The sequence below is a fragment of the Haloterrigena turkmenica DSM 5511 genome (assembly GCF_000025325.1).
GTDB lineage: Archaea > Halobacteriota > Halobacteria > Halobacteriales > Natrialbaceae > Haloterrigena > Haloterrigena turkmenica.
The window spans coordinates 104,436-117,182 of record NC_013744.1 but is presented as its reverse complement, the minus strand read 5'-3'; the positions used below and the strand labels follow the sequence as shown (position 1 = coordinate 117,182).

Here is a 12,747-nt window from a genome sequence, read left to right as displayed (position 1 = left end):
GTACTATACTACTGTCCGCAATTCACTCCGATAAGACAACGCATGAGTAACACAGACACGATCGTGGAGGTCCGCGACCTCAACGTCACGTTCCAGATGAATCGCGGGCAGTCGCGGGTCGTCCGCGACGCCGACCTCGACGTCGCTCGCAACGAGACGCTCGGCATCATCGGCGAGAGCGGGAGCGGGAAGTCCATGCTCGCCTCGTCGTTTCTCAACGCCGTCGTCGAACCCGGCGTTTCGACCGGCGAGGTCACCTACCACCCCGAAGACGGCGAGCCGGTCTCCGTGCTGGAACTCTCGGAGTCCGAACTGAACCGGTTCCGCTGGGAGGAAGTCGCCATGGTGTTCCAGGGGGCGATGAGTTCGTTCAACCCCGTCACGACGATTCGAACGCACTTCCGGGAGACCCTGCAGGACCACAACCGCGACATTCCCGCCGGCATGGACCGCGCGCGCGAACTCTTGGAGAGCGTCTACCTCGATCCGGATCGGATCCTCGACTCGTACGCCCACGAACTCTCGGGGGGCATGAAACAGCGCGCGCTCATCGCGCTCTCCCTGGTCCTCGAGCCGGATCTCCTCGTCCTCGACGAGCCGACGGCCGCGCTGGACCTGCTGATGCAGCGCTCGATCGTCACGCTCCTGCGCGAGCTCCAGGCGGAGTACGATCTGACGCTCGTGTTCATCACGCACGACCTCCCGCTGTTGACCAAGCTCGCCGACCGCATCGCCGTGATGTACGCGTTCAACATCGTCGAGATCGGGACGACGGACGATCTGCTCTACAACGCGTCGCACCCGTACACGCGCGCGCTCCTCGACACGACGCCAGACCTGAACGTGCCGGTCGACGAGATGAACATCATCGAGGGGAGCAAGCCGGACCCGGTCGATCACATTCCGGGCTGTTCGTACCATCCCCGGTGTCCGATGGCCGACGCGCAGTGTCGGTCCGACGACCCGCCGATGATGACAGTGAGCGACTCCCACGAGTCCGCATGTTTCTACTACGACGAGGCCGACGACGCGGTGCCGATCAGCGCCGCGCCCGATACCCCTCCGACGACCAGCCAAAGCGCCGCGACCGACGGAGGTGAGAACTGATGGCGCCGTCCGAGCCGATGCTCTCGATGGACAACGTCTCCGTCGAATTCACCGATGACGGGGGTCTGCTCAACGTCTTCGGCGACTCGGAGACGGTCCGCGCGGTCAACGACGTCTCCCTCGAGCTCGGCGAACAGGAGACGCTCACGCTGATCGGCGAGAGCGGCTGCGGGAAATCGACGCTCGGGAAGACGGCGATCGGCGCCCAGAAGCCGACCAGCGGAACGGTTAGCTATCGCGGCCAGGACATCTGGGAGGCGCGAAACGACTCCGCCAACGCCGAGATCCCGTTCGACGAGATTCGTCACTCGCTCCAGATCATCCACCAGGATCCCGGGAGCGCGCTCAATCCGAACCAGCGGATCCTCACCTCACTGATGCTCCCGTTGAAGAAGTGGTACCCCGATCTGGGCCGCGAGGAGCGAGAGGAGCGCATCCACACGCTGTTCGAACGCGTCGGGATGTCGCCGCCGAGCGATTACCTGAACCGGTACCCACACCAGCTCTCGGGCGGGGAAACCCAGCGCGCGGTGCTCGTTCGCGCGCTGTTGTTGAACCCCGATCTGATCCTGGCCGACGAGGCCATCTCGGCGCTGGACGTCTCCCTGCGCGTCGAGATGATGGATCTCATGCTCGAGCTGCAGGACCTGTTCCAGACGTCGTACCTGTTCATCTCCCACGACCTCTCGAACGCCCGCTACATCGCCGAGAAGTCCGGCGGGCGGATCGCCGTGATGTATCTCGGCGAGATCGTCGAGATCGGTACCGTCGATGAGATCGTCGAGAACCCACAACACCCTTACACGAAGGCGCTGCAGTGGGCGACGGCGAACCTCTATGAGGACGAGGACGACGAGGAGTTCCCCCTGCGGAAGATCGACGTCCCCGATCCGACGAACCTTCCCTCCGGCTGCAGCTTCCACCCGCGCTGTCCGAACGCTCGAGAGGTGTGCAAACGCCAGCATCCGGGACGAATCCACGCGGGCGGCGACGAGGAGAACTACGCCCGGTGCTTCCGGGCGGACGAGCACCACGAGTACTGGAACAGCCCCGAGATAGCCGACGAGCCGCCGGTCGACCCCCAGTGAGACCCCCTCTCGACAACACAGCAATGTCAGATACGACCGACAACACCACGATGGAACCGTCCAGCAAGTCACCCTCCAGACGGAGTCGATCCGTGAGCCTTCCCGGCAGTCGAGCGTCCCAAGTTTCGGTCGTGATCGCGATCGGCCTGATGCTCGCGGGGATACTCTTCTTCGACGGACCGATGGCAGGCGTGCTCGGTCTGTGGGGCCTCTCGCTCCTCGCCGCCACCGTCGTCGGCTCCGTCGCATACCGGATCTGGTATCACTACGGGTCGTAGCGTCCGCCGTTCTCTGCTCCCGCGGTGTTTACCGAGTCGAACGAGTATCGGTCACCTCGGTGGCGACGGCCGGATCAGGAGTAGGTCATGTTCACTTCGATGACGTTCGCAGTGCTCAGCACGGTCTTCGGAATCTCGTTCGTGAACGTCTCGTCGTTGAATCGGTTCGTCGGCCCCGAGACGCTGATCGCGCCGAGGGGAGTCTCGTCGCCGTCACAGATCGGCGCCGCGACACACCGCATTCCGGCGACCCGCTCCTCGTCGTCGATCGCGTACCCCCGATCGCGGATTTCCGCCAGTTCATCCTTCAGTTCGTCGGCGTCCGTGATCGTCTTCTCGGTCACGCGAGGGAGGCCGTGGCGGTCGATGATCTCGTCGACGGCCGCTTCGGAGCGCTTCGAGAGGATCGCCTTCCCCATGGCGGTGGTGTGGAGGTGAACCCGCTTGCCGATGTGCGTATCGAGGTTCACGGCGTCCCGGCCTTTCGCCTTGTTGAGGAAGATCCCCTTCCCGTGCTCTTCGATCATGAGGTTCGCGTGCTCTCCGGTCTCCTCCGCTAACTTCTCGATTTCGGGGGAGGCGATCTGGTACAGTTTCATCTGACTGCGAGCGAACCCACCGAGCTCGAGGAAACGCGCGCCGACGTGGTACTTCCCGTCACGCTTGACGAGGTATTCGGCTTCGCTCAGCGTCTGGAGGTGGTCGTGGACCGTGCTCTTGGGCATCTCGAGTTCGTCCGCGAGTTCGGAGACGCCGGCGCCGTTGAGTTCGTGGAGGGTCTCGATGACCCGAAACGTCGTCGCGGCGGCCTGGACCGGTCGGCGTGGTTTGCTCGACATACACTCGCATACAACTAGGATATATTTAATAGTTATCCGGCCACGCCGGACGTATCCGCAACAGTCGCCTCGGTCTCGAGTAGCGGCGGCCGCTACGCCGACCCGGCCGTGAAACCACTCTTCCCTTCGAGAACGATGGCGAGACCGTCTCTGGTAGCGACGCTATCGAAGCAGCTGTCGGGTCGGTACGTGGAAACTCTCCGATGTCACCGGACGAACCCGTACACCGGGTTCGAGTGCGATCGAACTCGACTCGGGACCGACGGATCGGACGCGTGTCGGCAGATACCAGCGAGGGAACGCGCTCGCCGCGCGATGTGGTGGTCGATGACAAGATCCAAATCCCTGGCCTCGGTTACTCACGACTACGCAATGCAGACACAGCTAGAGATGTTCGAAACGAACCTCGGGAGCGTCCGGACCGCCGTCACTCGGACCTCGCCGGCGGCGTTTCAGGAGACGCTCGCCGACGTCGTCGACGAGCCCGCGATCGGTGCGCCGCTCCCCTTCGAGGAGGTCTCGCTCGAGGGGCTGGATATCGTCCTCGAGCCGACGCCCGACCAGCTCCGCGAGGCAGCATGCGGTGTCACGGCCGCGGCGCTCGGCGTCGCCGACTACGGGACGGTCGTCCTCGAGTCGACGCCGGACGGCACCGAACTCGCCGGGCTCTTCCCCGACCGGCACGTGATCGTCGTCCGCGAGCGGGACCTCGTCGACGACATGGCCGCGGCGTTCGAACGCCTGGGCGAGCGGTTCCGCACCGGTGACGGCGACGCCGTGCTCGCGACCGGTCCGAGCGCGACCGCCGACATGGGCGAACTCGTCTACGGCGTGCACGGCCCGCGAGAGACCCACGCGGTCATCGTGGAGGACGACGCGGAATAATGTCGAGCGAGCGATCCCGAAAGGCCGAGCGGATTCGTCAGATCATGGCAACGGAGGGCGACAGCGTCGAACGCAACGCCCGCGGGTTCAACGAGGGCCGATACGAGTCCGTCGCCCGACTCGAGGACTACGACGCGTACAAGGACCGGGCGCGGGCGATCAAGGCGGACGCGATCGAGCGCCTCCCCGAACTGATCGAGCGGGTGCGCGAGACGGTCGAGGAAAACGGCGGGACCGTCTACGTCGCCGAGGACGCCGCCGACGCGAACCGGTACGTCCGCGAACTCGCCCGTGAACGGGCGGCCGAGACCGTCGTCAAGTCCAAGTCGATGACGACCGAGGAGATCGATTTGAACGAGGCCCTCGCGGCCGAGGGTTGTGACGTCTGGGAAACCGACCTCGGCGAGTTCGTTCTGCAGGTGGCCGACGAGGCACCCAGCCATCTCGTCGCGCCGGCGATCCACCAGTCCCGGGCGGAGATCGCCGCCCTGTTCAACGAGTACTTCGACCCGGATACGGAACTCGAGACGGCCGAGGAGCTGACCGCGTTCGCGCGGGAGTACCTCGGCGAGCGGATCGAGGACGCGGACATCGGTGTCACCGGTGCGAACTTCGTAACCGCGGACACGGGGACGATGGCGCTGGTCACCAGCGAGGGCAACGCCCGCAAGACCGTCGCCGTGCCCGACACCCACGTCGCCGTGGCGGGCGTCGAGAAGATCATTCCGACGTTCGAGGACCTCCAGCCGTTCGTCGAACTGATCGCGCGCTCGGGGACGGGACAGGACATCACGTCCTACGTCTCGCTGTTCTCGCCGCCGGTCTCGACGCCGCCGGTCGACTTCGACGACGACGGGCCGATCGCCGACGACTCGGCCGACCGGGAGTTCCACCTCGTCTTGCTGGACAACGGCCGAATGGACATGCGCGAGGACGACCAGCTCCGGGAGACCCTGTACTGCATCCGCTGCGGTGCCTGCTCGAACTCGTGTGCGAACTTCCAGTCGGTCGGCGGCCACGCCTTCGGCGGCGAGACCTACTCCGGGGGCATCGCGACGGGCTGGGAGGCCGGCGTCCACGGTCAGGAGTCGGCCGACGAGTTCAACGACCTCTGTACCGGCTGCTCGCGGTGTGTCAACCAGTGTCCGGTGAAGATCGACATCCCGTGGATCAACACGGTCGTCCGCGATCGGCGCAATCGCGGGGCCGAGGACGGTCGACTCGACTTCCTGGTCGAGGGGCTCACGCCGGACGAAGAGCCGGCCGGAATGGACCTGCAAAAGCGCTTCTTCGGCAACTTCGCGACGCTATCGAAACTCGGCTCCGCGACCGCGCCCGTGTCGAACTGGGTCGCGGACACGCTTCCTTCGCGGCTGGCGATGGAACGCGTCCTCGGGATCGATCGCCGCCGCGACCTGCCCGAGTTCGATCGCGAGACGTTCGTCGAGTGGTTCCGGAACCGCGACGTTCCACGGCCCGTCGACGCCGACTACCACGCCGTCGTCTATCCCGACCTCTACACGAACTACATCCGGACCGACCGCGGGAAGGCGACGGTGCGAACGCTCGAGGCGCTGGGCGTCGCGGTCGACGTCCCCGACGTCGCCTCCTCCGGCCGCGCGCCGCTCTCGCAGGGGATGATCGCCACCGCGGAAGACCACGCTCGCGAGGTTTCCGCGGATCTCGAGCCCTACCTCGAGGCGGGGTACGACGTCGTCGCCGTCGAGCCCAGCGACCTCGCGATGTTCCGCGGCGAGTACGAGCGCCTCCTCGACGAGCGGCGCTACCGGGCCCTCGCCGAGCGCAGCTACGAGGTCTTCGAGTATATTTACGGCCTGCTCGAGAACGGGGTCGATCCCGCGCCGTTGGGACACGCCAGCGACGGGGACGGCGCTGGCTCCGCCCTCGCGTACCACTCCCACTGCCAGCAGCGGACGCTCGAACTCGAGGCGTACACGACGAACGTCCTCGAACGACTGGGGTACGACGTCCTCGAGAGCGACGTCGAGTGTTGTGGCATGGCGGGGAGTTTCGGCTACAAGCGCGAGTACTACGACCTGAGCGTGGATGTCGGCGAGCGACTGGGCGAACAGTTCGAGGCGCCCGACACCGCCGATCGAACGGTCGTGGCGAGCGGGACGTCGTGTCTCGAGCAGTTGGACGGCCTCCTCGCTCGGCAGCCGCGGCATCCGATCTCGCTCGTCGAACCGGACGGGTCCGAGTGATCTCCGGACGGTTCCGCTTCCGTTTGACGAGACCGCGTCCGCTCGGCGAGTCCGCGCGATCGGGCGGATGGTTTCGCTCGCGCTCCGTCGAGAGAAAGATTCAAGATCCAGGACCGAAATTTCGAGACGATGCAATTCGTTCGATTCGCGACCGACGGCGGCGTCCGCTGGGGCGTTTCCGTCGATGACCGGACGTACGCGCTGGACCGCTTCGGAGCACCGTCACTCGAGGACCTTGCGACGCCCGGCTACCGTCGCCGCGTCCGTCGCGCCGTCGAGACCGGGGAACTCCCGGAAATCGACGAGCCGGAGACGTATCTGGTACCGATTCCGTCCGTCGAGCAGATCGTCTGCGTCGGCCTGAACTACTACGACCACGCCGAAGAGCAAGACGAGGAGATCCCCGACACCCCGATGCTGTTCGCGAAATCGCCCTCGAGCGTCACCGGGCCCGACGCGCCGATCGTCCACCCCGCGGACGTCGAGCAGGTCGACTACGAGGTCGAACTCGGCGTCGTCATCGGTCGGACCGCCTGCGACGTCTCGGCCGACGAGGCCGAGGAGTACGTCGCCGGCTACACGGTCGTCAACGACGTCAGCGCGCGCGACGCCCAGTTCGAGGACGGCCAGTTCTTCCGGGGCAAGAGCTACGACACGTTCGCGCCGATGGGGCCGGCCCTGACCGCGCCCGACGCGATCGACGCCAACGACGTCGACGTCGAACTCCGGGTCAACGGCGAGGTGAAACAGGAGTCCTCGACGGCGGAGTTCATCTTCGACGTCGGCGACACCATCGAGTTCCTCAGCCACCGAATGACGCTGCAGCCGGGTACCGTCATCTCGACCGGCACTCCGGGCGGCGTCGGCATCTTCCGCGATCCGCCGGAACTGCTCTCGCCCGGAGACACGGTCGAAGCCGAGGTCGAGGGGATCGGCACGCTCGAGAACCACGTCGTCGAAGAGTAGCGCTCAGATCCCGCACAACTCCCGCATCGCCCGATCGGTGAGCCACCCTCGGTCGTTCTTCGAGAGACAGTCGACGTGCTCGAGCCACCGCAGGCTCTCCTCGTAGCTCGCCTCGTCGCTGACGTTCGGAAAGTCCGAGCCCCAGACGACCCGCTCGCGGCCGAAGGTCTCGAGCAGCCAGCGGACGTGGTCGTGCATGTCGGCGTAGGGGAATCCCTCCTCGGAGCGGTGGACGACCTCGGAGATCTTCGTGGCGACGTCGTACTCGTCGCCGGCGAGGGGTTCGAGCGCGCCGAGCGCCGCTTCGGGCGGGACCTCGGGGCCGGCGTGACAGAAGTGATCGAGCGCGTAGGAGAGATCGGGGTAGCTCTCGACGAGGTCGACTACCTGTTCGAGCTGGTCGACGTGGGCCAGAATCTGGATCAGCGCGTCGGTCTCGCGGGCGGCCTCCCAGAACGCGGTCTCGTCGATCGCGTCGCGCAGCCAGCTCACCGTCGGATCGAACGTCTCCCACATGCGATCGTACGGGCAGATCGCTCCGAGGCGGACGCCGAGCACGCTGTCGACGGCCATCGCCTCGCGCAGCCGGTCGGCCGCGTCGTCGGCGAACGGGTCGAGCATCACGATTCCGGTGAGGTCGTCGTGCTCCTCGACGCACTGGACGGTGTACCAGTTGTCGGTCCACTCGCAGATCGGGTAGCCGACGACCACCGCCTCGTCGATCCCGACGGCGTCCATGTCCGCGAGGAGTTTCTCCGCGGTGTAGACCGCGTCGACGTCGAACTCGTCGACGGTCTCGACGAGCGGGCCGTTGACCCAGGGGTGGTCCCGATTCGGTCGCGCCCAGGCGTGGGTATGCGTGTCAAGTACCATCGTTTACAAACGATACCGTCTCCAACGCTACTAAAGTTTATGAGAAAAAACAGTCGCATCGCGACGAGGAGAGCGGTACCCGACGGTCGGCCTCAGAGCCGGACGACGAAGCCGCCGTTCTCCGCGACCGACACGCGAAGCGATTCGTCCGGCGATACCGCGCGTTCGTACTCCTCGAGACCGTCTCCCTCGTCGGCGTCGGTCGCGACGACGGCCGTCGTCTCCCCGTCGAGAAACGAGAGCGGAACCTCGATCGATTCCGCCGGACCGGCGGTGATCGAGCCGACGAACCAGCCGTCGCCTTTCCGTCGCGCGAACGTGGCCTCCGACCCGGGTCGTCCGCGGAGGAACCTCGTCTCGTCCCAGGCCGCCGGAACGGACTCGAGGACGCGCTCTGCGATCGGATACGTCTCGTAGCTCTCGATCCCGTCGGCGTAGTGCTGCAGTCCGGACTCGTAGACGACCGACAGCGCGAGTTCGTGACCCGCCGACGTCGCGCGTCGCTCGGCGGAGAACGTCACGGGCGTGTAGTCCATCGGGCCGACGACGTTGCGGGTGAAGGGGAGCGTCGCGTTGTGCTCGGGCGTGTTCGTCGTCCACTTGTAGTACTCGGCGCCGCGAACGCCTTCGTACGTCATGACGTGGGGCCAGCGCCGACGGAGCCCCGTCGGGACGGCCGACCCGTGGTAGTTCACGGTCAGTTCGTGTTCGGCGGCGGCGCGAGCGAGGTCGTCGTAGAACTGCATCCGTCCCTGATCGTCGCTGTCCATGAAGTCGACCTTGATGCCGGCGACGCCCCACTCGGCCCACCTCGAGAGGCGCTCTTCGCGCTTGGACTCCGTGTTCAGGTCGATGAAGTGGGACCAGAGCTCGACGTCGACGCCGGCGTCGTTCGCGTACGCGACGAGGTCGGGGAGCCACTCGTCGTCCCAGCCGGCGTCGACCAACACGTACTCCCACCCTCGCTCCGCGGCGTAGTCGACGTACTCGCGCTCCTCCTCGAGCGACCGGACGCTCGAGCCGCTCGCCCACCACGACCACGCGACGCGACCGGGTTCGACCCAGTCGCCGTCGATCCGCGGCCCGTCGACGAGGTCGGTCGGGAGCGTCGACTCGACCACGGTCGCGAGGTCGCCGACGATCGCGACGCGCCACGGTGTCGTCGCGGGATCGTCGGCCCACACGTGCGACGTCGGGTGGGACTCGGGAAATCCGATGTCGACGCCCGGCGCGTCGTCGCGCGTCCCGACGAGTCGGCCGGCCATCCAGTCGCCGTCGACGCCGGCCTCGCAGACGAGCGCCCAGGTGTCGTCAACGTGAAAGAGGCCGGGGAGATTGTACTCTCCGTCGACGGCTGTTACCGGGACCTGCCGGCTGTGTCCCTCGTGGTTGGCCTGATAGTCGGAGAGCCACGCGACGGCGCCCGGCGGGAACCGAAAGCCGGACTCGTCGCCCGGGTGGAGATACTCGTCTCGCTCGCCTCGCAACCGGTATCGGTACGCGATGCCGTCGTCTGCGGCGCGGACCTGGAGGTCCACCGAGCCGCCGTCGCCCTCGAACGAGAGCGTCTTCTCGACCGCTCGGTGGCGCGGGCTCGACCGTTTCCCGTGAACGAGTTCGTACGATTCGTCGATCCTTCGGGTTCGCACGTCGTCGAGTTCGAATTCCTCGGGGAACGAGCCGTACGGCGTCGGAAGCCCGTAGGGCGACGGTTCGAAAACCGTCTCTCCGGATCGGTCGACGCGCAACGTCCCGTTCGGGTCCACGTCGATCGTGATGGTACCGTCGGGATCCGTGAGCTGAACCATACGCACCGTCCGCGAGTCACCCGTATCAAAGATTCGACTTGTAGTCCGTCAACGGGGAGACGGTGCTGTTGCGCCGGTCGGACGCCGTCGATGACGGTTGATGCGACCGATGAGCGGGCGCACTTGAAGGAGAGGCGATCGCTCAGCTGTCCGCAAACGAGAAGACCGGCTTGCAGGTTTCGGACTCGAGGAACGCCTCGAACGCGGCGGTCGGCTCGTCGACGCTGAACGAGCGGTCGATGATCGCGTCGGCGTCGATCGCGCCGGCCGAGAGCAGTCGAATGGCCTGTTCGAAGTTCCGCCAGGTCGATCCGTAGGACGTGTTCACGTCGACCTCGCCGCGGACGACCGGCGTCATGAACACTTCACTGGGGGAGCCGGGGAGGCCGACGACGACGACCTGCCCGCCCTTTCGGACGTGATCGATGGCCATCTCGATACCGCTCGAGTGGCCGGTCGTATCGAAGACCGCGTCGAAGCCGACGCCGTCGGTGCGCTCGTCGACGACCTTGGAGAGGTCGTTCGTCTCGATATCGATCGTCTCGATTCCGAGCTCTTCGACCAGCGGCAGTCGATACGCCGTGTCCTTGCCCAGGCCCGAGACGAAGACGTTGGCGCCCATCGAATCCGCGACGGCCGCGACGAGCACGCCGATCGGGCCAGGGCCTTCGACGAGAACGGTATCTCCCGGCGTCACGGCGGACTGATCGAACACCGCCCGCGTCGCGATGCTGAGCGGCTCGGTGATGCTCGCGTGGCCGAGCGGGACGCCGTCGGGGATCAGGTGCAGATCGCGCGGTCGGACCGTCGTGTACTCGGTGTACGCGCCGTCGTTGTGCATGCCCGTGATCTCGAAGTTCTGGCAGACGTTCGGCTGCCCGTTCTTGCACTGGAAACACGAGCCGCAGTCGTGGATGGGCTCCTCGACGACGTGGTCGCCGACCGCGAAGTCGGTGACGTCGTCGCCGACCTCGACGACCTCGCCGGAGTACTCGTGGCCCATGGTTCGGGGAATCGGAATCCACTCGTAGCCGTCTTCGTACTTGTACGCGTGCGCGTCGCTGCCACAGAGACCCGCCGAGTGAACGCGAACGAGGACTTCGTCGTCGTCGGGCACTGCCTTCTCGCGCTCGCGAATCTCGATGGCTCTGGGACCGGTATGTACTATGGCCTTCATCTAGGGTTACCTCGCTCTGGTCGAGCTATCAATACGTGGGGGACTCTCACATATATAACTTTAGGTAGAAACACTTCCGCTCGGGGCGACGGCCTGTCTCGCCGGCGAGACACTCGAGGTCGGCCGGCGGTCGCCGTCTTCGCACCTGGTATCGGTGACCGCCGTGTTCAGATCAGCCCGTCGAAAGGGGGACGAGGTGGGCGTATCGCAGGGAGGGCGGCGTGACACCACAAACACTTATGTGGCTAATCAACACACGTCAGGGTGAGTCCTCCGGAAGTGAACGTCAATTCATGGAGATAACGAACATCACCGTCACGAAGGTCAGTACCGATTCCTGGGGCGAGTTCGTCGAGTTCCCGCTCGTCACCGTCATGAGCAAGTTCGAGGAGTACAACAACGCCGACGGCGACAACCCGCAGGCCCGCCGGAAGTGGATGGGGCCGGTCGGCGACGTCGTCGTGGAGGTCGAGACGGACGCGGGCATCACCGGCGTCGGCGTCGGCAACTGGGCGACGGGCTCGATCGAGACGATCGTCGACGAGACGCTCTCGAAGCTCGTCGTCGGCGAGGATCCCCGCGAGCGCGAACGCCTGTGGGACATGATGTACCGAGCGACGATCCCCTTCGGTCGGAAGGGGGCGGCCATCGAGGCCATCAGCGCGGTCGACCTCGCGCTCTGGGATATCGCCGGCAAGGAAGCGGAGAAGCCGGTATACGAACTGCTGGGCGGCCCGGTCACCGACGAGATTCCCTGTTACGCCAGCAACCTCCACCCGGTCGACCACGAGAAACTCGCCCGGGAAGCCCAGAACTACGCCGAGCAGGGCTTCGACGCGATGAAACTGCGGTTCCGGTACGGACCGGAAGCGGGCCGCAAGGGTATGAAGGAGAACGAGAAGATCGTCGAGACGGTCCGGGACGCCGTCGGCGACGAGATCGCGATCGCCGGCGACGCCTACATGGGCTGGGACGTCCGCTACGCCAAGAAGATGCTCAAGCGCCTCGAGCGCTACGACATGGAGTGGGTCGAAGAGCCGGTCATCCCGGACGACATCGACGGCTACGCCGAGGTCAGAGAGGCCTCGAACGTCCCCATCTCCGGCGGCGAACACGAGTTCACCCGCTGGGGCCACAAGGAGCTGCTCGAGCGCGAGGCCGTCGACATCCTCCAGCCCGACATCCACCGCTGTGGCGGGCTGACCGAGTTGTTGAAGATCGACTCGATGGCCAGCGCCCGCGACGTGCCGGTGATCCCTCACTCCGGAACGAACCCGACGCTGCACTTCATCGCCGCCTCGACCAACGCGCCGATGGCGGAGTACTTCCCGATCCCGGAGTGGTACAAGGAGCGCCAGGGCGAGCAGGAGTCGACCTACGCCGACGCCATCTATGCGAATCCGCCCCAGGCCGAAGGTGGCACCATTCCGCTGCCCGAGACCGTCGGACTGAGCTCGGCGACCAACCCCGAGGCCCTCGAGCACTACAGCGTGGAGTGATC

General features: G+C 65.9%; 11 protein-coding genes. 7 read left to right on the top strand and 4 right to left on the bottom strand.

The window, feature by feature from the left end; all coding sequences use genetic code 11:
- The first annotated feature begins 42 nt into the window (after positions 1-42).
- The 3 genes from HTUR_RS19145 to HTUR_RS19135 all read left to right on the top strand — a co-directional run bounded on the left by HTUR_RS19145 (position 43) and on the right by HTUR_RS19135 (position 2,473).
- Positions 43-1,107: an ABC transporter ATP-binding protein gene (locus HTUR_RS19145; protein ID WP_012944986.1), complete on the top strand. Its 1,065-nt coding sequence runs from the start codon at positions 43-45 to the stop codon at positions 1,105-1,107.
- Complete coding sequence (locus tag HTUR_RS19140; RefSeq protein ID WP_012944985.1) at positions 1,107-2,195, top strand: ABC transporter ATP-binding protein; 1,089 nt, start codon at positions 1,107-1,109, stop codon at positions 2,193-2,195. The genes HTUR_RS19145 and HTUR_RS19140 overlap by 1 nt, the downstream gene beginning before the upstream one ends.
- 92 nt (positions 2,196-2,287) lie before the next feature.
- Entirely contained in the window at positions 2,288-2,473 is a 186-nt protein-coding gene (locus HTUR_RS19135; RefSeq protein WP_226377532.1) for a hypothetical protein, read from the top strand.
- A gap of 74 nt (positions 2,474-2,547) precedes the next feature.
- On the opposite strand, the gene HTUR_RS19130 is transcribed toward HTUR_RS19135, so the two are convergent.
- Positions 2,548-3,312 (bottom strand): IclR family transcriptional regulator, encoded by a 765-nt coding sequence (locus tag HTUR_RS19130; protein WP_012944983.1) that lies wholly within the window; start codon positions 3,310-3,312, stop codon positions 2,548-2,550.
- Positions 3,313-3,684: 372 nt separating this feature from the next.
- Between HTUR_RS19130 and HTUR_RS19125 the strand changes: the two genes are divergently transcribed.
- The 3 genes from HTUR_RS19125 to HTUR_RS19115 all read left to right on the top strand — a co-directional run bounded on the left by HTUR_RS19125 (position 3,685) and on the right by HTUR_RS19115 (position 7,388).
- Entirely contained in the window at positions 3,685-4,197 is a 513-nt protein-coding gene (locus tag HTUR_RS19125) for a LutC/YkgG family protein (RefSeq protein WP_049941943.1), read from the top strand.
- Positions 4,197-6,422 carry an LUD domain-containing protein gene (locus HTUR_RS19120; RefSeq protein ID WP_012944981.1) on the top strand — a complete coding sequence of 742 codons (2,226 nt, stop codon included), beginning with the start codon at positions 4,197-4,199 and terminating at the stop codon, positions 6,420-6,422. The genes HTUR_RS19125 and HTUR_RS19120 overlap by 1 nt, the downstream gene beginning before the upstream one ends.
- Before the next feature lie 129 nt (positions 6,423-6,551).
- Positions 6,552-7,388, top strand: a complete 837-nt coding sequence (locus HTUR_RS19115) for a fumarylacetoacetate hydrolase family protein (RefSeq protein ID WP_012944980.1) — start codon at positions 6,552-6,554, stop codon at positions 7,386-7,388.
- 3 nt (positions 7,389-7,391) lie between these two features.
- On the opposite strand, the gene HTUR_RS19110 is transcribed toward HTUR_RS19115, so the two are convergent.
- The 3 genes from HTUR_RS19110 to HTUR_RS19100 all read right to left on the bottom strand — a co-directional run bounded on the left by HTUR_RS19110 (position 7,392) and on the right by HTUR_RS19100 (position 11,246).
- Positions 7,392-8,261: an amidohydrolase family protein gene (locus HTUR_RS19110; RefSeq protein WP_012944979.1), complete on the bottom strand. Its 870-nt coding sequence runs from the start codon at positions 8,259-8,261 to the stop codon at positions 7,392-7,394.
- Positions 8,262-8,353: 92 nt separating this feature from the next.
- The gene (locus HTUR_RS19105; RefSeq protein WP_012944978.1) at positions 8,354-10,069 is read right to left on the bottom strand and encodes a glycoside hydrolase family 97 protein; all 1,716 of its coding nucleotides are present in this window, start codon (positions 10,067-10,069) and stop codon (positions 8,354-8,356) included.
- Between the two features lie 142 nt (positions 10,070-10,211).
- Positions 10,212-11,246 carry a zinc-dependent alcohol dehydrogenase gene (locus tag HTUR_RS19100; RefSeq protein ID WP_012944977.1) on the bottom strand — a complete coding sequence of 345 codons (1,035 nt, stop codon included), beginning with the start codon at positions 11,244-11,246 and terminating at the stop codon, positions 10,212-10,214.
- A 293-nt stretch (positions 11,247-11,539) separates the two neighbouring features.
- Between HTUR_RS19100 and HTUR_RS19095 the strand changes: the two genes are divergently transcribed.
- Positions 11,540-12,745 carry an enolase C-terminal domain-like protein gene (locus HTUR_RS19095; protein WP_012944976.1) on the top strand — a complete coding sequence of 402 codons (1,206 nt, stop codon included), beginning with the start codon at positions 11,540-11,542 and terminating at the stop codon, positions 12,743-12,745.
- Positions 12,746-12,747 lie beyond the last annotated feature (2 nt).

What these genes read in the sequence shown, in the direction of transcription:
- HTUR_RS19145 (WP_012944986.1), top strand. Translation starts at nt 43, where the DNA reads ATGAGTAACACAGACACGATCGTGGAGGTCCGCGACCTCAACGTCACG.
- HTUR_RS19140 (WP_012944985.1), top strand. Translation starts at nt 1,107, where the DNA reads ATGGCGCCGTCCGAGCCGATGCTCTCGATGGACAACGTCTCCGTCGAA.
- HTUR_RS19130 (WP_012944983.1), bottom strand. Translation starts at nt 3,312, where the DNA reads ATGTCGAGCAAACCACGCCGACCGGTCCAGGCCGCCGCGACGACGTTT.
- HTUR_RS19125 (WP_049941943.1), top strand. Translation starts at nt 3,685, where the DNA reads ATGCAGACACAGCTAGAGATGTTCGAAACGAACCTCGGGAGCGTCCGG.
- HTUR_RS19120 (WP_012944981.1), top strand. Translation starts at nt 4,197, where the DNA reads ATGTCGAGCGAGCGATCCCGAAAGGCCGAGCGGATTCGTCAGATCATG.
- HTUR_RS19115 (WP_012944980.1), top strand. Translation starts at nt 6,552, where the DNA reads ATGCAATTCGTTCGATTCGCGACCGACGGCGGCGTCCGCTGGGGCGTT.
- HTUR_RS19110 (WP_012944979.1), bottom strand. Translation starts at nt 8,261, where the DNA reads ATGGTACTTGACACGCATACCCACGCCTGGGCGCGACCGAATCGGGAC.
- HTUR_RS19105 (WP_012944978.1), bottom strand. Translation starts at nt 10,069, where the DNA reads ATGGTTCAGCTCACGGATCCCGACGGTACCATCACGATCGACGTGGAC.
- HTUR_RS19100 (WP_012944977.1), bottom strand. Translation starts at nt 11,246, where the DNA reads ATGAAGGCCATAGTACATACCGGTCCCAGAGCCATCGAGATTCGCGAG.
- HTUR_RS19095 (WP_012944976.1), top strand. Translation starts at nt 11,540, where the DNA reads ATGGAGATAACGAACATCACCGTCACGAAGGTCAGTACCGATTCCTGG.